14 protein-coding genes and 1 pseudogene are annotated in these 20,930 nt (G+C 72.5%); 8 read left to right on the forward strand and 7 right to left on the reverse strand.

The genetic code is table 11. The annotated features are described in order from the left end of the window. Window positions 1–84: 84 nt before the first annotated feature. The 4 genes from OHS71_RS35145 (at window position 85) to OHS71_RS35160 (ending at window position 5,200) form a co-directional block, all read left to right on the forward strand. Window positions 85–1,986: an AfsR/SARP family transcriptional regulator gene (locus OHS71_RS35145; RefSeq protein ID WP_328484752.1), complete on the forward strand. Its 1,902-nt coding sequence runs from the start codon at window positions 85–87 to the stop codon at window positions 1,984–1,986. Window positions 1,987–2,080: 94 nt separating this feature from the next. After that, a complete protein-coding gene (locus OHS71_RS35150) occupies window positions 2,081–3,160 on the forward strand; it encodes a helix-turn-helix domain-containing protein (RefSeq protein ID WP_328483343.1) in 1,080 nt (359 codons plus the stop codon). 333 nt (window positions 3,161–3,493) lie between these two features. Beyond that, on the forward strand, window positions 3,494–4,462 hold the full coding sequence (locus OHS71_RS35155) for an alpha/beta hydrolase (RefSeq protein WP_328483344.1): 969 nt from the start codon (window positions 3,494–3,496) through the stop codon (window positions 4,460–4,462). A gap of 21 nt (window positions 4,463–4,483) precedes the next feature. Continuing rightward, window positions 4,484–5,200 carry an alpha/beta fold hydrolase gene (locus tag OHS71_RS35160; RefSeq protein ID WP_328483345.1) on the forward strand — a complete coding sequence of 239 codons (717 nt, stop codon included), beginning with the start codon at window positions 4,484–4,486 and terminating at the stop codon, window positions 5,198–5,200. Between the two features lie 260 nt (window positions 5,201–5,460). Here the strand turns inward: OHS71_RS35160 and OHS71_RS35165 are convergent, their stop codons facing one another. Further along, window positions 5,461–6,402, reverse strand: a complete 942-nt coding sequence (locus OHS71_RS35165) for a TIGR01777 family oxidoreductase (RefSeq protein WP_328483346.1) — start codon at window positions 6,400–6,402, stop codon at window positions 5,461–5,463. Between the two features lie 448 nt (window positions 6,403–6,850). Here OHS71_RS35165 and OHS71_RS35170 point away from each other — a divergent pair, with 448 nt between their 5' ends. Further along, window positions 6,851–8,905, forward strand: coding sequence for a galactose-binding domain-containing protein (locus OHS71_RS35170; protein WP_328483347.1), 2,055 nt, complete (start codon window positions 6,851–6,853; stop codon window positions 8,903–8,905). Between the two features lie 23 nt (window positions 8,906–8,928). Then, complete coding sequence (locus tag OHS71_RS35175) at window positions 8,929–9,549, forward strand: TetR/AcrR family transcriptional regulator (protein ID WP_328483348.1); 621 nt, start codon at window positions 8,929–8,931, stop codon at window positions 9,547–9,549. Here the strand turns inward: OHS71_RS35175 and OHS71_RS35180 are convergent. Further along, entirely contained in the window at window positions 9,530–11,596 is a 2,067-nt protein-coding gene (locus OHS71_RS35180; RefSeq protein ID WP_328483349.1) for a SpoIIE family protein phosphatase, read from the reverse strand. The genes OHS71_RS35175 and OHS71_RS35180 overlap by 20 nt on opposite strands. A 136-nt stretch (window positions 11,597–11,732) precedes the next feature. Between OHS71_RS35180 and OHS71_RS35185 the strand changes: the two genes are divergently transcribed. Beyond that, window positions 11,733–14,195: a SpoIIE family protein phosphatase gene (locus OHS71_RS35185; protein ID WP_328483350.1), complete on the forward strand. Its 2,463-nt coding sequence runs from the start codon at window positions 11,733–11,735 to the stop codon at window positions 14,193–14,195. Between the two features lie 233 nt (window positions 14,196–14,428). Beyond that, a pseudogene (locus tag OHS71_RS35190) lies at window positions 14,429–14,707 on the forward strand (SDR family oxidoreductase); the annotation flags it as partial. Window positions 14,708–14,772: 65 nt separating this feature from the next. Here the strand turns inward: OHS71_RS35190 and OHS71_RS35195 are convergent. The 5 genes from OHS71_RS35195 to OHS71_RS35215 all read right to left on the reverse strand — a co-directional run bounded on the left by OHS71_RS35195 (window position 14,773) and on the right by OHS71_RS35215 (window position 20,923). Then, window positions 14,773–15,102: a CU044_2847 family protein gene (locus OHS71_RS35195; protein WP_328483351.1), complete on the reverse strand. Its 330-nt coding sequence runs from the start codon at window positions 15,100–15,102 to the stop codon at window positions 14,773–14,775. A 41-nt stretch (window positions 15,103–15,143) separates the two neighbouring features. Beyond that, the gene (locus tag OHS71_RS35200) at window positions 15,144–16,364 is read right to left on the reverse strand and encodes an extracellular solute-binding protein (protein ID WP_328483352.1); all 1,221 of its coding nucleotides are present in this window, start codon (window positions 16,362–16,364) and stop codon (window positions 15,144–15,146) included. Next, window positions 16,361–17,251: a hypothetical protein gene (locus tag OHS71_RS35205; protein WP_328483353.1), complete on the reverse strand. Its 891-nt coding sequence runs from the start codon at window positions 17,249–17,251 to the stop codon at window positions 16,361–16,363. The genes OHS71_RS35200 and OHS71_RS35205 overlap by 4 nt, the downstream gene beginning before the upstream one ends. Continuing rightward, complete coding sequence (locus OHS71_RS35210; protein ID WP_328483354.1) at window positions 17,248–18,711, reverse strand: VWA domain-containing protein; 1,464 nt, start codon at window positions 18,709–18,711, stop codon at window positions 17,248–17,250. Before OHS71_RS35210 ends, OHS71_RS35205 begins: the two co-directional genes overlap by 4 nt. A gap of 70 nt (window positions 18,712–18,781) precedes the next feature. Next, window positions 18,782–20,923 carry a tetratricopeptide repeat protein gene (locus OHS71_RS35215; RefSeq protein ID WP_328483355.1) on the reverse strand — a complete coding sequence of 714 codons (2,142 nt, stop codon included), beginning with the start codon at window positions 20,921–20,923 and terminating at the stop codon, window positions 18,782–18,784. Window positions 20,924–20,930 lie beyond the last annotated feature (7 nt).

Below are 20,930 nucleotides of genomic sequence, written 5' to 3' on the forward strand. Positions count from 1 at the left end.
CGCCGTCACCGGTCCCGCCCGGGCCGGACCGGCTGACCGGGCCGGCCGGCCGGTCCTCGCGGCTCGGACACGGTCTTGAGTGAGGTGATGCGCTTCGAGGTGCTGGGGCCCGTACGGGTCTGGCGGGAGGGGCGGGAGCTCGATCCCGGTTTCCCCCAGCAGCGCGCCCTGCTCGCCCTGCTCCTGGCACACGCGGGACGGACCGTGCCCGCGAGCGAGATCATGGACGTGCTGTGGGCCGAGCGGCCGCCCGCCAGCGCGCCGAACGTGGTGCGGCGCTACATCGGCGCGTTGCGACGGCTGCTCGAACCGGGGCTGCCGCCGCGCGCGCCGGGCCGGCGTCTGCCGCGCACCGCCGGGGGCTACCTCCTGGAGGCGGCCCCCGAGGAGGTCGACCTGCTGCGTTTCCGCGAGCTGACCCGGCAGGGAAAGCGTGCGGTGGCCACCGGACGTCCCGAGACGGCCGCGCGCCGGTTCGTGCTGGCGCTGGAGGAGTGGCGAGGACCGGTGGCGATGGGGGCTCCGGCGTCGGTGCGCGAGCACGTCCAGTTCACGGCCGTGCAGCGGGAACTCCTGGAGACGTCCGGGCTGGCGGCGGACGCGGCACTGCTGTGCGGCAGAGCCGACCAGGTGCTGCCCGCCCTGCGCCGGGCCACCGCGCACGATCCCCTCGACGAGTCGCTGCACGCCAGACTGGTGCTGGCCCTGGCCGCCTGCGGCCTTCAGGCGGAGGCGCTGGGGGCGTACGAGGGCATCCGCCGGCGCCTCAGCCGTGAACTGGGCCTCACCCCGGGCGCCGAACTCGCGGCGGCGCACACCCGCGTACTGCGCCAGGACGTGGGACGGCGGTCGAAACAGGGGCCGGTCGTGCGGCCCGGCCGCCCGGTCACCGCCACGGGGACGCACCCGGCCCCCGACACCGAGACCCGACCGCCCACTCCGGCCACCGGCACGCTCAGCCGTGCCGGTGGGGGCGGTGACGTGGCGGCGGCGGTGCCGTCTGCTCGGTTGCCGTCGGCTTCCGGGTTCTTCGTGGGGCGCGGAGCCGAGTCGGAGTGGCTGGAGGAGGCCGGTTCGGCGGCGGGCGTCGTCCTGGTCACGGGGATGGCCGGGATCGGCAAGAGCACCCTCGCGGTGCACTGGGCGCACCGGGCCGCCGACCGCTTCCCCGACGGCCGGTTGTTCGTGGCGCTGCGCGGCTCCGATCCGGACCGGTCCGCGGTGCGGCCCGCCGACGCGCTGCGCGGGATGCTCACGGCGCTCGGCGTTCCCGCGCCCCGCACACCGGACGGGGTCGACGCCCTCACCGGCGCGTACCGCACCTTCCTCGCACGTCGGCGTGTCCTCGTCGTCCTCGACGACGCCGCCGGCACCGCGCAGCTGGCTCCGCTGCTGCCTGCCGGGCCGGGCAGTCTGGCGCTGGTCACCAGCCGCCACGGACTGCCCGGTCTGGTCGCCTCGGGTGCACGTCCGCTCCGTCTCGCGCCGCTGTCCGCCGAGGACGCGCACGCGTTGCTGGCGCGGCGGATCGGCGCCGCGCGGGTGGCCGCCGAAGCCCGGGCCGCCGACGAGATCGTCGCGCGGTGCGGCCGGCTGCCCCTGGCGCTGACCGGCGTCGCCGCGCACGCCGCCGGCCGACCTGACATCCCGCTCGCCGCGGTGGCCGCCGGACTGCGCGAGTCCCACGGCGGTCTCGGCGCCCTCGCCACCACCCGTGAGGCGTTCCTGAGCTCGTACCGGCTCCTTGCGCCGGACGCCAGACGCCTGTTCCGGCTGCTGCCCCGGCACGAAGGACCCGGCATCACGGCGGCCGGGGCCGCCGTGCTCGCCGGTCTGCCGGTCCGCCGGGCCCGGCTGCTGCTCGGCGTGCTGGCCGACGCCCACCTCCTCACGGAAACCGCACCGGGGCGCTATGCCCTGCACGTCCTGCTGCGGGCCTTCGCCACGGAGCGCGCCGAGGCGGAGGGCCGTGCGGGAGGCTCGTGAAGGCGTCGTCACTTCGTTGTCACTCTTTTTGCACATCCGCCCAACTACCGTCCGCACGACGTGATCGACGATCCCCCGGAGGCTACGGCGGAAGATGCCCAGCACCAGCACGAGCACCTGTGACAGCACCCGCACTCCCGGCGCGTCCGCGAACCGGACACCCCTGGGCGTCGAGATCATGACCGGCGAGGAGACACCGGCCCGGCTGCCGGGAGAGGCGTCGTCGCACCGCGCCCACCGGCTGCTCGCCCGTGACGGCGGCGAGTACCTCTTCGTCGGACTGCGGACCGGCGGCCGGCCCGAAAGCGCTCCCGCCGCTCCGCTCGGCTCCCTCACGCCTCCCGGCCTCGCCGTAGCTACGGCTTCCGCCGGTCCGACCGCTCCCGCTGAGCCGCTCGACGCCCCCGCGTTGCCTCTGACACCCGGGGACGTCTGCTTCTACGACGTCCGCCGCGCCCCCGCGCTCGATTTCCGCGAGCCGTTCCGGGCGACGGTGTTCCTCGTCCCGGCCGACCTGCTGGGCCTCGCCGACTCCGACGTGGGGCGGATCGCGCGGACGCCGGTCGCCCGCTCCTCGGGGCTGGGCACCCTGCTGTCGCCGCTGCTGTCCGACCTGGCGCGGGCGACCGCCGAGGCCCGGCCCCCGGTCGGCGAGATGCTCGCCTGGAACGTGGTGAACCTGCTGGCGACCCTCGCCGCCGAGCAGTTGGGTTCAGCGGCGCCCGGAACACCCCGACCGTACGCGCCACCCGGGGCGCCTGGGACGTCCGGAACACCGGGAGCACCGAGCACGTCCGCGACAGCGGGTACGCCCGGCGCGCGCCCTGCGGTGCTGGGGCGCATCCTGGAGTACGTCGAACTGCACCTGACCGACCCGGACCTGTCCCCGGAGGTCATCGCCCGTGCCCACCACATCTCCGTGCGCTATCTGCACAAGCTGTTCAAGGACGAGGGCAGAACGGTCGGCCGGTGGATTCTCCGCCGCCGCCTGGAGGAATGCCGGCGCGATCTCACGCGGTACGGCCGCGGGGGCCGGACCATCGCGGCCGTGGCCGCCCGGTGGGGTTTCCTGAGCGCCACGCATTTCAGCCGGGTCTTCCGGTCCGCCTACGGCATGTCCCCCCGTGAATGGCGGGACACCGCGGGGCGCGGCGCGTGGGCCGGACCTCGCTGAACGGGACGGCGGGCGGCCTTTCGGGCGACCGGACCCGGTGCCGTCCGAGCCGTCCGACTGCTCTTCAGAAATTCAGGCGGCCGTAGGCCGTCACGCCCTTGTTCTCGCTCCGCCCGGGGACGGAACCCGCCGCGGAAAACCCGGAGGTCCCGCAATGTTCCGGCAACGCACGGGAAATGTGTCGGCAATGCACGAGCCATGTGCAAGGTCGCGGGAAAAGGCCTCTGTGCGCTGACAGCACAGCGTTCGTGCACAGGTGGACAAACCCCGCCCGCGTGGCAGTTTTAGCGTGACGGGGCAAGACAACGCACATCGATAGCAGCAGGAGATGCCATGTCCGACGTCGTCGAGCCGGTCACGCCGGTGCTCGAGCCCGCCGCTCAGGCGTTCGCCGAGGCGACCGCCCGTCCGCCGTTTCTGTTCGATCTGCCGCCGGCCGAGGGGCGCAAGGCCGTCGACGAGGTTCAGTCGGGTGAGGTCGACGCGCCGGCGGTGGACGAGGAGTGGGTGACCGTCCCGGGTGGTCCCACGGGCAGTGTGCGGGTGCGGATCGTGCGGCCGGCGGGTGCTTCGGGGACGTTGCCGGTGATTCTCTACATTCATGGTGCGGGCTGGGTGTTCGGCAACGCGCACACGCACGACCGGCTGGTGCGTGAGCTGGCGGTGGGTGCGGGTGCGGCGGTCGTGTTCCCCGAGTACGACCTTTCGCCGGAGGCGCGGTATCCGGTGGCCGTCGAGCAGAACTTCGCGGTGGCCCGGTGGATCGTGGAGGAGGGCGCGTCGCGCGGGCTGGACGGGGGCCGGCTGGCGGTCGTCGGCGACTCGGTCGGCGGCAACATGAGTGCGGCTCTGACCCTGATGGCCAAGGAGCGCGGTGGTGTTCCGCTGGTGCAGCAGGTGCTGTTCTATCCGGTGACCGACGCGGCGTTCGACACGGGTTCCTACCATCAGTTCGCCGAGGGCTATTTCCTGCGCCGTGACGGCATGCAGTGGTTCTGGGACCAGTACACGACGAGCGAGGCGGAGCGTGCGCAGATCACCGCGTCGCCGCTGCGTGCCACCACCGCGCAGCTGACCGGTCTGCCTCCGGCCCTCATCATCACCGGTGAGGCCGATGTGCTGCGCGACGAGGGCGAGGCCTACGCCAACAAGCTGCGCGAGGCGGGCGTGCCCGTCACCGCGGTCCGTTTCCAGGGCATCATCCACGACTTCGTCATGCTCAACGCCCTGCGCGAGACCCACGCCGCACAGGCCGCCATCACCCTGGCCGTCGGCACCCTGCGCGACGCCCTGCACGTCTGACCTCCAGGAGACAGAAAAGCCATGACCACCACCCCTACCGTCGTTCTGGTCCACGGAGCGTTCGCCGACGCGGCCAGCTGGTCCGGCGTCATCGCCGAGCTCCAGGGCCACGACATTCCCGTGATCGCCCCGCCGAACCCGCTGCGCGGCCTCGCCTCCGACTCCGCGTACGTGGCCTCCGTCGCCGCCCAGATCGACGGCCCCGTGATCCTCGTCGGACACTCCTACGGCGGCGCCCTCATCACCGTGGCCGGTGCCACGGAGAACGTCGTCGGCCTCGTCTACGTCGCCGCCTACGTCCTGGAGGAGGGCGAGAGCCTCGGCGAGCTGCAGAACCGCTTCCCGCTCTCGCCGCTGGTCAGCAACCTCAAGGAGTGGACGTACCCGGTGCCGGGCGGCGACCCGGCCGTCGAGGTCACCATCGCCGAGGACGCCTTCCCGTCGGTGTTCGCCGCCGATCTGCCCCCGGGCGTCACCAAGATCCTGGCCGCGGCCCAGCGCCCGCTGGCCGCCGCCGTGTTCGGGGAGACCGCCGCCGCGGCCGCCTGGCACACCAAGCCGTCCTGGGCGCTGATCGCCGGAGCGGACGAGGCCATCAACCCCGAGGTCGAGCGCTTCGGCGCCACGCGGGCCGGGGCGACGATCGTCGAGCTCGACGGCGCCTCGCACGCCGTCGCGGTGTCCCAGCCGAAGGCGGTCGCGGACCTCATCCTGGACGCGGTCCGCGCGACGGGCTGACGCTCACCGAGGACGGCGGCGCGGACGTGCAAGCCCTGTGCGCGTCCGCGCGGCCCCACCCGTTGCCGGCTCATCCGCTGCCGGCTCATCCGCGGCTCGTGGACGCCGGACACGAGCCCGTCCTCGACCGGCATCGTGTCCGGCCCTGCGGCGCACAGCGCGGGCACCCGGCGCGGGAGCGCGCCTTCCTGACAGCTCCTCACCCCAGCCCGGCACGGCCGCTTCCATGACCCGTGCCGTCCCGGCCCGGACGGCCCGTGTCAGCGGCCCCGCGCCCGTCGTACGAGGTCGGCGGCGGCCCCCGCCCACTCGGGGTGGTCGAACACGAAGCCCGCGTCGAGCAGACGACCGGGGACGACGCGCCGGCTCTTGAGGAGCAGTTCGGTGTCCGAGCGCAGGGCGAAGGCGCCGAGTTCGGCCATCCACCTCGTCGCCGGCAGGCCCACCGGCACACCCCACGCTCCGCGCAGCGCGCGCATGAACGCGCGGTGGGGGAGCGGGGCGGGGGCGGCCAGGTTCACCGGCCCGGCGACGTCCTCCCGGGCGACGAGGAACTCGACCGCCCGGACGAAGTCGTGGTCGTGGATCCAGGACACGTACTGACGGCCGCCCGCGACCGGGCCGCCGAGACCGAGCCGGGTGAGCCGCGACAGGACGTCGAACACCCCGCCCCGGTCCGGGCTCATCACCATCGCGGACCGCAGGGCCACCTTGCGGGTGTGCGGCGTGTCGGCGCTCTCCTGTTCCCGCTCCCAGGCGGTCGCGATGTCCACGCTGTAGCCCCAGTACTCAGGGACGCCGGGTTCCGTCCCGCCGATCACGCCGGTGGACTCGTCGTGGGGCGCGTCGAAGCGGTGGGCGTAGACGGTGGCGGTGCTCATCTGGAGCCAGACCCGTGGGGGCCGCGCGGCGTCGGAGACCGCCCGGCCCACGACCCGGGCCGAGTCCACCCGGGAGTCCATCATCGCCCGCAGGTTGTCCGGTGTGTAGCGGCAGCTGACACTGCGGCCGGCCAGGTTGACGACCACGTCGCTGCCGTCGATCGCCTCCGTCCAGGGGCCGAGGGTCCGGCCGTCCCACGCAACCTCGCCAGGGCCCGCGGGCCGTCTGCTCAGCACCGTGACCTGGTGTCCGGCCGCCGTCAGCGCGCGCCGCAGCACGGTCCCCACCTGTCCGGTCCCACCGGGCAGCACGATCTTCATGGGTAAGGCCCCCTCCGTGTGTCGGAAGACGACCCTACTACTGTTTTGAACGTGTTCAAAACTCCGTCCGGCGTGCCTCTGTGCTCCGCTCGACGCGCGACTCGACCGCACGTGACTCCCTGCGCCTCCGGCGCACCGTCGGACTCCCGGCACCGCCGCACTCCTGGCTCCGGCGTACGTCCGGGCGGGGGTGACCGGGTGGGGAAGGGTCCGGGTGGGGGAGCGCTCCCATGGTGCTCGTTACGCAACTGCCGCGCCGACGTGGGGCGTTCGGGTCGTGTAGCGGTGCACCACTCATCAGGTCAAGCGTCCCGGACTCTTGACTCGGTAGGCGGTCCGGCTCGATCCTCATCGCATTATCTTGCGTCGGTCATGACAATCTCATGGGCAGTCAAAACGCCCACGTCGACCGCGCCTTCCCGCCGACCGAGGGACGTGGGCTGTGACCATGACCGGACGCCCGTACCGCAGACGGCGGGATGTCACCGTCGTCTCCCTGCTCCTCCTCGTCCTCGCCACGATCCTCGGCCCGACGCCGAGTTCGGCGGCCGCCGCGGACTGGTGGACGCCGACGGCCAGGCCGAACCCCGACTCGCAGATCGGTGTCACCGGCGAGCCGTTCACCGGAACCGACTCGGCGGGCCAGGTGCGCGGGTTCGTCGACGCGCACAACCACCTCTTCTCCAACGAGGCCTTCGGCGGGCGGCTCATCTGCGGCAAGGTCTTCTCCGAAGCCGGCGTCGCCGACGCGCTCAAGGACTGTCCCGAGCACTACCCCGACGGATCACTGGCGATCTTCGACTACATCACCCACGGCGGCGACGGGAAGCACGACCCGGCCGGCTGGCCGACCTTCAAGGACTGGCCGGCCTACGACTCCATGACCCACCAGGCGAACTACTACGCCTGGGTGGAGCGGGCCTGGCGCGGCGGTCAGCGGGTGCTCGTCAACGACCTCGTCACCAACGGCATGATCTGCTCCGTCTACCCGTTCAAGGACCGCAGCTGCGACGAGATGACGTCGATCCGCCTCCAGGCGAAGCTGGCGTACGACCTCCAGGCGTACATCGACAAGATGTACGGCGGTACCGGCAAGGGCTGGTTCCGCATCGTCCTCGACAGCGCGCAGGCGCGTGAGGTCGTCAAGCAGGGGAAGCTGGCGGTCGTCCTGGGCGTCGAGACCTCCGAGCCGTTCGGCTGCAAGCAGATCCTCGACATCGCGCAGTGCAGCCAACAGGACATCGACAAGGGACTGGACGAGCTGTACGGGCTCGGCGTGCGCAGCATGTTCCTGTGCCACAAGTTCGACAACGCGCTGTGCGGCGTGCGTTTCGACGAGGGCGGCCTCGGCACGGCCATCAACGTCGGCCAGTTCCTGTCGACCGGCACCTTCTGGAAGACCGAGAAGTGCACCGGACCGCAGCACGACAACCCCATCGGCACCGCCGCGTCCACGGCGGAGGCCGACCTGCCGGCGGGCACGGACGTCCCGTCCTACGACTCGAACGCCCAGTGCAACACCAGAGGCCTCACCGGCCTGGGCGAATACGCCGTACGCGCCATGATGAAGCGCAAGATGATGCTCGAGATCGACCACATGAGCGTCAAGGCCACCGGCCAGGCGCTCGACATCTTCGAGGCCGCGAACTACCCCGGCGTCCTGTCCTCGCACAGCTGGATGGACCTCAACTGGACCGAACGGGTCTACTCCCTCGGCGGTTTCGTCGCCCAGTACATGCACGGCTCCGAGGCGTTCGGCAAGGAGGCCGCGCGGACCGAGGCGCTGCGTGACAAGTACGGTGTCGGCTACGGCTACGGCACCGACTTCAACGGCATCGGCGACCACCCCGCCCCGCGCGGCGCCGACGCCGCGAACAAGGTCACGTACCCCTTCAAGAGCGTCGACGGCGGCTCCGTCGTCAGCCGGCAGACCGTCGGCACACGCACCTTCGACTACAACACCGACGGTGCCGCCGACGTCGGTCTGATCCCCGACTGGATCGAGGACATCCGGCTCGTCGCCGGCCAGGGCGTGGTCGACGACCTCTTCCGGGGCGCCGAGTCCTACCTCGACACCTGGGGCTCGACCGAGCGGCACCAGGCCTCGGTGAACCTCGCCCAGGGCCGGACCGCCACCGCCGGTTCGTCCGAGTCCAACCCGTTCACCAGCTACCAGCCCGGCCGCGCCGTGGACGGCGACGACGCCACCCGCTGGGCCAGTGACTGGAGCGACGACCAGTGGTGGCAGGTCGACCTGGGCTCCACCAACCTGGTCTCCCGTGTCACCCTCGACTGGGAGCGCGCGTACGGCAAGTCGTACCGCGTCGAACTCTCCACCGACGGCGCCACCTGGACGACCGCCTGGTCCACCACCTCCGGTGACGGCGGCCTGGACACCGCCAGGTTCACCGGCACCCCCGCCCGCTATGTCCGGGTGCACGGCCTGGACCGGGGCACGGATTGGGGATACTCGCTGTACGAAGTGGGCGTGCACAGCGCCTGACAGGCGGTCACGGGGGGACACACATGGCACGGATGCCGTCGGCGCAGCGGCGCCGGCAGCTGACGGAAGCGGCGATCAGAGCGATGGCCCGGGACGGCGTCCCCAAGACGACGACCCGGTCCATCGCCGCCGAGGCCGGGGTGTCCCTCAGCGTCTTCCACTACTGCTTCGACTCCAAGCAGGCCCTCGTGGAGTCCGTCATCACGACGCTCACCGACCACTCGGTGAGCGTCGTGAAGGACGCGCTGCGGCCCAGGGCCACCCTCGAGGAGACCGTCCGGGCCGGATTCCAGGCGTACTGGGACCACGTCCGCGCCCACCCCGACGAGCACATGCTGACCTACGAACTCACCCAGTACGCCCTGCGCGAGCCGGGCTTCGAGCAACTGGCACGGCGGCAGTACGAGTTGTACGGCGACGCCTACACCGAACTCATCGAGCAGCTCCGCAGCGGCATGGACCTGCGGCTCCGTGTCCCCGTGTCCGTGCTGGCCCGCTACCTGGCCGCGATGACCGACGGACTGACCCTCAACTACCTCGTGCTCGGCGACGCGGGCGCCTGGACCGACATCCTCGACACGGTCACCGCCCACATCGCCGGGCTCGTCATGGCCGACACATCCGCTACAGGATCCGGGCGATGAGCAGGGCGACGTCGTCGTGGTCGTCGGGGTGGCGCAGGCCGTAGAGCAGCAGGTCGCAGATCTCCTCCAGGGGACGGCCGGGCTCGTCCAGGAAGGTGAGCAGGACGTCCAGACGGTCGTCGATGGAGTGCTGGCGCGTCTCCACGAGACCGTCCGTGTACAGGACCAGCAGATCGCCGGGGACGAGCTCGACCGTGGTGGTCCCGAAGGCGACGCCGCCGACGCCGAGCGGGGCCCCGGCGGGCAGGTCCAGCAGCCTGGGGTCACGGCCGGTGCCGGCCAGCGCGGGCGGCATGTGGCCCGCGTTGGCGATGCGGCACTGCCCGGTGCGCGGGTCGTACACCGCGTACAGGCAGGTCACGATGTAGTGCTCCAGATCGCAGGTGATCTTGTCCAGATGCCGCAGCACGGCGCCCGGATCGAGGTCGAGATCGGCGTAGGCGCAGGTGGCGGTGCGCAGCCGGCCCATGGTGGCGGCGGCGTCGATGCCGTTGCCCATGACGTCACCGACGACCAGCGCGGTCTTGTCGTCGGTCAGCGGAATGACGTCGTACCAGTCGCCGCCGACCTCGCTGGTCGCCTGGGCGGGCTGGTAGCGGGAGGCCAGTTCCAGACCGGTGTGGTGGGCCGCGTGGTCGGGCAGCAGACTGCGCTGGAGGGTGAGGGCGGTGTTGCGCACACTCTCGAACCAGCGGGCGTTGTCGATGGCCACGGCGGCCCGGCCGGCCAGTTCACCGGCCAGGACGACATCGTCCTCGTCGAACGGGAGCGGGTTGCGGGTGCGTTTGAGGTCCAGGGCGCCGAGCACCTCGCCGTGGGCGATCAGCGGCACCGCGAGATACGAGTGGACACCCGCCCGGGCCAGCAGCGCGCCGGCCCCGGCGTCGCGGGCGATCCGGGGGATGTCCTGCTCGCCGACGTGCCGCACGAGGACCGGCCTGCCCGTGTGCACGCACAGGGTGACCAGGCGATCGCCCTCGTAGGCCGCGACATCGCCGGGAGCGTCGGCGGCACGCAGCGCCACGGTGGGGTGGGCCGCCTTCAGCGCGAGGGCCCGGAACAGCTCCGGGCCGTTGTCCGGCCTGCGTGAGCGGCGGCAGGCCAGCGCGGAGTCGAGGATGTCCACGGCGACCACGTCGGCGAGCTGCGGGACGGCGATCTCGGCCAGCTCGTGGGCGGTGCGGTCCACCTCCAGTGTGGTGCCGACCCGGGTGGAGGCCTCGGCGATGAGGGCGAGCCGCCGCCGGGCCCGGTCCGCCTCCGCGGCGGCGCGGTGGCGTTCGGTGACGTCGACGACCGAGGCGGCCGCGCCCAGGACCCGCCCGCCCGGGTCCTCCAGGCGGTAGAAGGACAGCGACCAGGCGTGCTCGTGGTCGGGGTCGGTCGGCGGGCGGCCCACGTGGTACTGGTCGAGCAGCGGGGTGCCGGTGGTGAGCACCTGCCGCAGCGCGGACTCGACGGTGTCGATGTCGGGCAGGAGCTTCGCCTCCCTGAGGCTGCGGCCGACATGGTTCTCCGCGGGGATGCCGTCGACCCGTTCGAGCGCCGGGTTGACCAGCAGATAGCGCAGCTCCGGATCCAGCAGGGCCAGACCGATCGGGGACTGGTTGATCAGCCGTTCGCACAGCGCGAGGTCGGTCTCGACGCGCTGGAGCAGATTGTGGTCGGCGGCGATGCCCAGGGCGTAGACGTCCCCGAGATCGTCCTGGAGCCGCATGTTGCGGAACTCCATCAGGCGGCTGCTGCCGTCCTTGTGCCGGATGGGAAAGGCTCCGGCCCAGCTCCGGCCGGTCTCCAGCACCTCCGCGAACAGCCTCACCACCGACTGGAGATGCTCGGGACGGATCAGCAGCCGTGCCGCGTACCTGCCGAGGGCCTCCTGAGCGGTGTAGCCGAACAGCTCCTCCGCCTGGGGGGTCCAGAACACGATGCGCCCCTCGGCGTCGACGACCATCGCGGACACGCTCAGCACGTCCAGCAGACCGGTGGGGGCATGCGCCTCGGGACCGTACGGGTCGCCGTCCGGCCGGATGGGTTCGGCTGTCATCGCGAGCCTCCTCCTGTCCCTCCATGCTGCCCCCGGTGCGCCGAGTGCGGAAGCCGGGAGCACCGGGGGCGGGCCGACGGCGCCGTGCGCATCACGTGGACAAGCAGGACCATGGGTCGTGTAAAGGACGGCCGCCATGGACTCTGCACGAGAAGCTTCCGACGCTCCGACGCCCGCGGGGCCGCCCGATCTCCTCGACGCGTCCACCGACGCGGCGGCGATCGTGGCGGCCGACGGCGTCGTGGTCGGCTGGACCCGCGGTGCACAGGAACTGCTCGGCCGCGCGGCGTCGGAGGTGGTCGGCCGCTCGGCCGCGGAGTTGGTGGCGATGGACCGGGATCCGGCCCGGGTGGCCGGTGTCGCACAGCGGTGCCGCGCCGGAATGGGGTGGAGCGGTCTCGTCCCGGTACGGCACCGCGACGGCCGCGTGCTCGACGTCGACCTGAGGGTGTCCGCCTCCTTCCGGATCGGCGACGACGAGTGCTTTCTGCTCTCGGCCCGCGAACGCAGCCGGCGGTGGACGGTGGGCCAGTCCGTCCTCGACGGGTTCCTGACCCGTTCCCCGGTCGGAATGGCGGTGATGGATCTCCAGCTGCGCTATGTGTGGCTGAACGACACGCTCGAACGGTTCGGTGGTGTGCCGCGCGAACAGCGGCTGGGGCGGCGGCTGAGCGACCTGCTGCCCGGGTTGCAGGCGGTCTCCCTCGAGAAGCTGATGTGCAAGGTGCTGGAGACCGGCATCCCGGTCACCGACTACGAGTATCTGGGGTGGAGTTGGGCCGACCCCCACCGCCGGCACGCCTACTCCACGTCCTTCTTCCCCTTGGTGGGCGACGACGGCTCGATCACGGGGGTCTGTTACATGGTCCAGGACGTCACCGAGCGGTGGGACGCCCGGCAACTGCTGTCGCTGGTCAACGAGGCCGGGACCCGTGTCGGCACGACCCTGGACGTGATGCGCACGGCGCAGGAACTCGCCGACTTCGCCGTTCCCCGCTTCGCGGACTTCGTCATCGTCGACCTCCTGGAACCGGTGCTCAGCACCGAGGGGGACGGGGCGTGGCTGACCGACGCGGGACCCGCGCCCGTGCGGCCGGTGATGCGGCGGGCCGGGATGGCGTCCGTGCGCGAGGGCTGCCCGGAGGCCGTCGCGCGGATCGGGGACCGGGTGGATTTCCTCCCCCCGCCGCACGACGCCCATCTGCTCATCGACGGCGAGCCGATCCACATCCCCGTCCTCGATCCTTCCGACGCCCTGTGGACCGCCCAACAGCCCGAGAGGGCGGCCAGCATCCGCGCGTTCGGACTCCACTCCCTCATCTCGGTGCCGATGCGGGCCCGCAACACCGCCCTGGGCCTCGCCACCTTCGTACGGTCCGTCAACCCCGTCCCCTTCCGGTCCGACGACGTCCTGCCGGCCCGGGAGCTGGCGGCGCGGGCGGCGCTCTGCGTCGACAACGCCCGCCGGTACACGCGGGAACACACGGCGGCGGTCACCCTCCAGCGGAGCCTGCTGCCCCACGCCCTGGCGGGCGGGACGGCGCTGGAGGTCGCCTCCTCCTACCTGCCGGCGGACGCCACGGACGGGGTCGGAGGGGACTGGTTCGACGTGATCCCGCTGTCCGGGGCCCGGGTGGGTCTCGTCGTCGGCGACGTGGTGGGGCACGGCATCACCGCCGCGGCGACCATGGGCCGGCTGCGCACCGCGGTGCAGACCCTCGCCGACATGGAGATGCCCCCCGACGAACTGCTGGCCCACCTCGACGACCTCGTGCTCCGCCTCAGTGCCGAACGGACCGACGACCCGGCCGCCCAGCAGAGCGCTACCGCCTTCCTGGGCGCGACCTGCCTGTACGCCGTCTACGACCCGGTCACCCAGCGGTGCACGATGGCCAGGGCCGGACATCCGCCCCCCGTCGTCGTCACCGCCGACGGCCGGGTGTCGTTCCCGGAGCCCCCGGCAGGACCCCCGCTGGGACTCGGCGGGATGGCGTTCGAGGCCACCGAGATCGAACTCGCCGAGAACAGCCTGATCGGCCTCTACACCGACGGCCTCGTCGAGACGGCCGACCGGGACATCGAACAGGGCATGAACCGGCTCGGCGAGGTGCTGGCGCGGTCCGAGGCCGACCTGACGGCCCTGTGCACCTCGGCGGTGCGACAGCTCGTGCCCGTGCCCAGGCCCGACGACATCGCCCTGCTCCTGGCCCGCACCCATGCCCTGGGCGCCGACCGCGTCGTCTCCTGGGACGTTCCCGTGGACCCGGCCGCCGTCGCCGACGTCCGGGCCCGGGCGACCCGCCAGGTGGAGGCCTGGGGGCTGGGCGACCTCGCGATGACGTCCGAGCTCATCGTGAGCGAGCTGGTCACCAACGCCGTTCGCTACGCCACGCCCCCCATACGGCTGCGGCTGCTCCTCGACGCCCGTCTGACCTGTGAGGTCTCCGATGCCAGCAGTACGGCCCCGCGGCTGAGGCATGCCCGCATCATGGACGAGGGCGGCCGCGGCCTCTTTCTGGTGGCCCAGCTCGCCCATCGGTGGGGAGTGCGGTACACGGCCGACGGAAAGATCATCTGGGCCGAGCAGGAACTTCCCTGACCCGGCCGCCCCGAGGCGCTGCCGCTTGGGCCAGCGGGTCGGCGCAGCGGGTGAGGACGGGGCCCGAGGGGGCAAGGCCGGCCCGGACTTCCAGGAGTGCTCCGGCGGGGCGACCGGCACCGCGATGGATGTCCACGATGCCGATGCCCCTGCCCCTGCCCCTGCCGATGTGATGCGACGCGATGACGGTGGTGCTGTCGATTACGAGGGGGACGGACCGTGCGGTGGATCGCGTCGAGGCTGTTCAGACCGCCGCCGCCGCGCCCGCCTTCCGCGACGCGAACGTCCGCGAGACACCTCTGGGCCGCACCGGTACGGCGCACGAGGTCGCCCCGCTCGTCGGTTCCTGCTGGTCCGACAAGGCATCCTTCATCACCGGCGCCGAGATCCCCGTCGACGGCGGGCTCACCGCGCACGGCGGCGTGAAGTCCGTCTCCGACGCCCTGCGCGAGCCGGCTGCCGAGCCGTTCACCCCCGTCGTCGGTCCGGCGCGTGGACCTGGGGTCTTATGACAGGCGCGACGTGCGGGAACACGGCAGTCACGGGAGCGTCCGGCAGGGGGATCCACGGACCCCGGTCAGCTGGGCGGTGCCGCTTCGGTGCCGCTCCAGCGGAGGGTGACGTCCAGGTGGGCGCTGACGCCGGCGCTCGACAGGACCGCGCCGAGTTTCGCGTCCAGCACGACGCCGAAGGTGACCTCCACCTCGTCGGGCCGCTGGGCGACGCCGCGGAACTCGCTGATCACCTCGGAGGCCGCGGCCGTGATCGGCGTCAGCGCCTCGCGCAGACTGCTTCCCGCGCTCTCCAGCCGGGTTCCCAGACCCACGGCCCCGGTCCCGGTGCGGGCGGGCGGCGACACGAGGACGACGGTGCCGTCGTCGAGGCTGAACTGGACGGCGTCCGGCATGAAGGCTCCTGAAGGAAGGATCAGTGAGGGGGCGGCGGGGGTCAGGGGGTGTGGCAGAGCGGTCCGGGCGGCGGCGGTGATTTCGGGTTCGCGTACCCGAGTGCTTCCTGGACGTCGTCGAGTGCCTCCAGCAGCGGTCCCGCCGCCTTGCCGTTCGCGTAGTCCAGCACCGCCCGGTAGAAGGCGGCGGAGACGTCGGGGTCCATCGCGTCGGCGGCGCTGAAGCAGAGCGTGTACCGGGGCGAGCGGAGCATCTGCGCTATCCGGCCCTGCGTGGTGTCGGCGTACCGTGTCACCCGGCTGTCGGCGGAGAGCGCGAAGCCGGGTTCGTCCACCCATGCCTGCTGGGCCCGCGCACCCGCCAGGTACGCGATGAACTCGTCGGCGCTCCTGTTCCCGGTGAACTTCCCGACGAAGTCCGCCGAGACCTCCAGCGCTTCACGGGAGGAGGGCACGTACGTGTACCCGTCGTCCTTGACCTGGGCCGGATCGAAGGCCATCGCGGACAGGGCGCCGTGGCTCAGGGAGCACTTCCTCTCGGTCATCCTCTTCGCGGCGGCGCGGAAGTTGAACGCGGCCGCGCCCCTGCGGGCGCCGGCCACGAGGTCCCCCCATGCGGTCCAGGCGTCCCTGACGGGCTTCCCGTCCCATCGCACGTCCCCCGACGCCCAGTCGGTGTACGGGTCGACGCCCCCGTCGGCGAGCAGGATGTCCGCTATCCAGTCGGCGCCGGGCCAGCCGGAGGTCGGGCCCGACTCCAGCCCCAGGCACCAGTCGTCGGAACGGGACCGCAGCGCCGTCCAGCTGTCGGGAGGCCGGGGAGTGACCCTGGCGTCGTACCAGACGAGGCTTTTGACGTCGGCTTTGACGGGGACGGCGTAGACCTCCCCGCCGTGCATGCCGAGCCCGCGGAACGGCTGCACATAGGCCTGCGTGTCGATGCCGAGTCTGCGCAGCGCCCCTTCCTCGCGGTACTTGGCGATCGCCCCGACGCTGGGCAGCACGGCCAGGTCGGGCTCCGCGTCCGCGGCCACCGCGGCGTCGAGCTGCTGGGTCAGGGCGCGGGTGACCTGCGGTTCGACGTCGATGTCGTGATCCTTCTCGAAGGCCTTGACGACCGCGTAGAACGCCTGGAACTCGGTGCCCGACCAGGGAACCATGATCGTCACCTTGTCCTGCCGCGGTTCCCCGCACGCGACCGGCGCCAGCAGCAGCGCGAGGACCAGGGCGCAGCGGACGAGGGGTGCCGTGAGTCTCCTCATGAGCGGGGGAACCTGTACTCGGCGAGCCGGGGACGATAGGCCAGATATGTGAGCGCACCGGCGGCGGCGAGCACCGGCAGCGCGATCCCCGCGGCGAGCGGGTCGGTCGTGCACATGGCGACGCCGACCGACGCGGTGGCCGACAGGGCCAGGACGAGTGCCGGGCTGGGATAGCGCCGGTAGCGCCGGGCCACGATGTAGCCCGTAGCGCAGACCAGCACCAGCATGACCGTCACCGGTGCGATGAACAGGGGCCACAGGAGGGCGGGGTCGCGCCAGCCCGACCGGAGCTGGTCCCGGCGGGCTTCGGCCTCCAGTTCCTCGAGATCCCTGAGCGACTGTCTGAGACCGCCGGTGAAGGGGACCGGTTCCTTCCCGTCGTACTCCGGCGCGTCGTCCAGCGCGTCGCGGGCCCGCGCCACGCCGGACGCCCCGTCGAGGACCGCCCTGTTGGCCGCCTGCACACATGTGGACAACTGCCCCTGGACGAACTGGATGTGGCTCAGTCCCTGTTCCCCGGCCGCGTTGCCCTCCGTCGCCGAGGTGAGGTGGGAGGTCACACGGGTGGTGGCGTTGGCGAAGTCGCCGCCGGTGCCGGTCAGGGCGACCGCCCCGATCCCGGAGACGGCGTCGAGCGCGTCGTCCGCCTTGCCGGCCTGCTCGTAGGCGGCGCCGATGTGCCGGATGGCCGTCGTCGTGCGGTGGGCGGCCGCGATCTGCTCCCCGGCCCGGTTCGCCACCACCAGATACAGCAGCGCCGTCACCGCCACCACAGTCAGCATGCTCGCCCGCAGCCACCGCAGCAGGACGATCGGATGGGGGACCCGCCCCCGAATCCGCTCCCGCACCCGTGCCCGCACCGGTGTCCGTGTCCGCGCGCCGGTCACGGCGCGTCCACCGGCTCGTCGCCGACGCCCGCGTCCCCGAGCCGGTGCCCGCACTCCTCGCAGAACGTGGCCGTGGGCGAGGCCGACGTCGTACCGCACCGTGGGCACACGCGCGGCAGTCCGGACCCCCGGGGCAGCGGATCGTGCGGATCGTGCGGGTCCACCGGTCGTCTCGCGGTCTTGGTCGACTCGACGCCGATTCCCAGGATCTGGCCCCGGGTCACGTCCCGCCGCACCCGCAGCCGGCCGTCGGGGCCGCCGGCCGCCACCGCGCGCAGCAGTTTCAGACGCGCCGTGTCCCGCAGGGACTGCGCGAGGCCGATCGCCAGGCTCAGTTCGCGGTCCGCGCGGTCGAGGTCACCGCGCAGATGGGCGTCGGCGCAGGCGCGCATGGCCATGCCGAGTTCGCGCTCGTTCTCGACGCGGGTGAGGTCGGGGGAGCGGGCGATGCCGAAGCCGGGCGTCGAGCGGCGCCTCACGACCATCGCGGCCGTCTCGGAGCAGGGCCGGCGCGTTCCGTCGGGGAACTCGGCGTGCAGCGTGACGCGGGCGGCGCGCACGGTCTCGTCGACGGGCAGGCTGTCGGCACCGAACCGCAGGGAGATCTGGTACTGGCGGCTCTCCGGCGGCCAGGAACCCAGGGGGACGTGCGTCTCCTCGCCGTGCTGCTGGCGTGCCGTCAACTCCGCCTCGACGGGGCGGGTCTGCCGAACGAACCCCAGCCGGAAGACGCTGTTGAGACGCAGGCCCAGATAGACCCGGGGTACGACGATCCGCTGCGCCTCGCGCATCAGACGGGTGAAGTCCTGTGTGAGGTCGGAGAATGTGACGACGGCCTCGGCCGTGCCGTGCAGTGCCTCGGTGACGCGGAGCAGTTCGGTGTAGCGCCAGTCGTCGCCCAGTCCCCGGGCGTCGCACACGAATCGGTCGGTGCACTCCGCGAGGATCTCGCCCAGCTGTTCGGGTGTCTCGTGCTCGTCCTTGCCGTCGGTGTAGAGCACCGCGTGGCGCACCGTGCCGGGGGAGTCCACCGAGGAGAAGAGATGGCGGGCGCGTGCCAGCCACTGGCCGATCGCCGTGCCGCCCTCGGCGAGCTGGCCGACCACCCGGAGCTTGGCGTCCTCCCGGGTCCAGGCGTCGACGCGGGCCAGACCGCCCGTCGTCGGGAAGATCACCTCTGCCGTGTGGTTGCCGGCCACGATCCCCAGGAGAGTGCCGTCCCGAAGGGTGTCGATGCCCGCGCACATCGCGCGTTTCGCCTCGTCCAGTCGGTGCCCGGACATGGACAGCGAGCGGTCCATGATGAGGATCTCGGCAGCCGGGGCCTGCGCGGCCGAGCTCGCGGCGGAGCGTGCCGTGACGGTGATCAGGGCGTCCGCGCGGCGTTCGTCGTAGGGCAGATCCGAGGGTGCGTCCACTTCCAGGGCGAAGTCGAGCCCCAAGGGCGACCTGTCCCCCACCGGCACCACCCGATCGTGTCGCTGCTGCGTGTTCCCTTACGGAGCGTGCGAGCTTTCTCGACGGAAAGTGCTAGGAGCTTAGCCTGCCGGTCGTCGCTCCGAAACGGGAATGACCCGTTCTGCCACGTCTTTTGGACCATCCCCATCTCAGCGCCGGACGCAGCCGGTTCGCCAGATCCACCAGGGCGACGTACTCGCGCTCGGTCGGCGCGTGCGGAGCGAGGGCGCGGACGGTGTCGGACAGCTTCAACCGGTCGCGGGTGCGCAGGAACTCCGCGTACTGGATCTCGGCGCGCAGCGCGGCGGCCGCCGCCTCGTCCACGTCGAGACCGGGCAGGGCGGCTCTGGCCAGGGCCACGTCGTCCTCGGTCGGCGCCGGACGGCCCGGCCCGGGCAGGACCACGACACGCAGTCGCACGGCAGCCACGCGCGCCTCGCGTTCGTAGCGGAACTCCTCGGCCAGTTGTTCGGCGACCTCCACCGCCTTCGCGCGCTCGCCGGCCAGCAGCAGGACGCGGGCCAGTCCGAAACCGGCCGCACCGAGCGCGGGCGTGGTGCCGAAGACCGTGCCGTAGTGCGACCGCGCGACCGTGCGGTCCCCCCGCAGCTCCGCGCACAGGCCGAGGGCGAGGGGCGGTATCAGCTCACCGGGCAGTGCCCTGCGCACCCGGCCGAACACGACGGCGGCCCGCTTCGGGCAGCCGTCGGCCAGGGCGATCAGGCCGCAGTACCAGTCGGACAGCCAGTGCCAGTCGGGCAGGCCCGCCGCCGAAAGCTGTGCCGCCGCCGACGCCGGATCCTTTCTGCGCAGGGCGAGCCGGCCCTCGGCCAGCGCGCCGCCCGCCGAGCCCGTGACCCCTGGGTCGTCGGGATCCGACAGAGGAGCCGGGAGGGCGGCCGCCACGTCACCGGCTCGCGGTGAGGAGAACGGCGCGGGCATCTCCAGCAGGCCCTGCGCGTCCGGCTGCGCCTCCGTCCAGCGCGCCTGCACCCAGTGGGCGAGGGGCCGGGCCGCCCCCAGTCCGCCGTGCAGCGGTTCGGGCACCGAGCCGAACAGGGCCGAGGGCCTGGCCACCTGACGACGCGTGGGCGGGGCCGCCACGACCTGGCGGATGACACCGCTGAGCTGCTCCGCGAACTGCCGTGCCGACACGAACCGCCACCACGGTCGCGCGGGATCCGTGGCACGGTCCAGCAGCAGATGCAGCGAGTCGACGCCCGGCGCGCTGCGGTCCGTCCAGCGGGTGCGGCAGACCTCGCGCAGGGTCATGCCCAGCCCGTAGAGGTCGAAGCCCGGGGTCGGGTGCAGATGCTCCGGATCGGTCTCCGGCGGCGCGTACGCCCTCGTGCAGGCCACGACCGGCCCGGTGTCCTTCGTGTGGCTGCGCACCGCGCCGAAGTCGATGAGCCGCACCCGGTCGAGCGCGCCCGCCGGGCTCTCCTCCCGGAAGCGGATGATGTTCAGGGGTTTCACGTCGCAGTGCAGCAGACCCCTCGCGTGCAGGTAGTCGAGCGCCTGGAGGACGCGGACGCCGTGCGCGAGGAGGGTTTCCAGACGGTCGCCGTCCCGGGCCGAGAGCGGTTCGCCCGGCACGTACTCGAGGACCAGGTGCGGCCCCTCGGGCTCGTAGCCCAGGATGCGGACGATGCTGTCGTGCCGGAGTCCGACCAGGACGTCCCGTTCGTGCCGGGCGGTCTTGGCGACCGACTTGTGCAGGGCCTTGAGTACGACCTGGGTCGCCAGATTGCGGTCGTGGGCGAGGTAGGCGGCGCCGTACGCCCCCGAGCCGACGACGCGGGCGACGTCGTAACGGCCGGCGATGGTCAGACCGTCGGGCCGGGCGAAGTCGAACCGGGTGCCGCAGTGCGGGCAGAAGCCGGCGGTCCGGCCCGGTTCGCCGTCACGACCCCGGCCGACCGGCTGCCGGCACGACGGGTCCGGGCAGAAGCGGTGCGCCTCGGCGACCGGGTCCGACGAGGTGAGCGGTATGTCCGGGGCCTGATCGGAGTCGACCAGCGCGAGGCCGTACCAGGGATCGGGGCGCACGTGCGCCACGCCGACCCTCGCGCCGCCCCGCGCCGGCGGTTGCGCGGCCGGCGTCGCCGCGCCCTCCTCCTGCGGCAGCGGCCGGCGGTCGCACACGTCGCAGAATCCCTGTTCGTCGACGGCGCCGCGCCCGCAGCCGGGGCGGTTGCACATCAGCCCGCTCATCCCCGCA

Origin of the sequence: Streptomyces sp. NBC_00377, from assembly GCF_036075115.1 — a bacterium.
Classification (GTDB): Bacteria; Actinomycetota; Actinomycetes; order Streptomycetales; family Streptomycetaceae; genus Streptomyces.

What these genes read in the sequence shown, in the direction of transcription:
- OHS71_RS35150 (WP_328483343.1), top strand. Translation starts at nt 2,081, where the DNA reads ATGCCCAGCACCAGCACGAGCACCTGTGACAGCACCCGCACTCCCGGC.
- OHS71_RS35155 (WP_328483344.1), top strand. Translation starts at nt 3,494, where the DNA reads ATGTCCGACGTCGTCGAGCCGGTCACGCCGGTGCTCGAGCCCGCCGCT.
- OHS71_RS35160 (WP_328483345.1), top strand. Translation starts at nt 4,484, where the DNA reads ATGACCACCACCCCTACCGTCGTTCTGGTCCACGGAGCGTTCGCCGAC.
- OHS71_RS35165 (WP_328483346.1), bottom strand. Translation starts at nt 6,402, where the DNA reads ATGAAGATCGTGCTGCCCGGTGGGACCGGACAGGTGGGGACCGTGCTG.
- OHS71_RS35170 (WP_328483347.1), top strand. Translation starts at nt 6,851, where the DNA reads ATGACCGGACGCCCGTACCGCAGACGGCGGGATGTCACCGTCGTCTCC.
- OHS71_RS35175 (WP_328483348.1), top strand. Translation starts at nt 8,929, where the DNA reads ATGGCACGGATGCCGTCGGCGCAGCGGCGCCGGCAGCTGACGGAAGCG.
- OHS71_RS35180 (WP_328483349.1), bottom strand. Translation starts at nt 11,596, where the DNA reads ATGACAGCCGAACCCATCCGGCCGGACGGCGACCCGTACGGTCCCGAG.
- OHS71_RS35185 (WP_328483350.1), top strand. Translation starts at nt 11,733, where the DNA reads ATGGACTCTGCACGAGAAGCTTCCGACGCTCCGACGCCCGCGGGGCCG.
- OHS71_RS35195 (WP_328483351.1), bottom strand. Translation starts at nt 15,102, where the DNA reads ATGCCGGACGCCGTCCAGTTCAGCCTCGACGACGGCACCGTCGTCCTC.
- OHS71_RS35200 (WP_328483352.1), bottom strand. Translation starts at nt 16,364, where the DNA reads ATGAGGAGACTCACGGCACCCCTCGTCCGCTGCGCCCTGGTCCTCGCG.
- OHS71_RS35215 (WP_328483355.1), bottom strand. Translation starts at nt 20,923, where the DNA reads ATGAGCGGGCTGATGTGCAACCGCCCCGGCTGCGGGCGCGGCGCCGTC.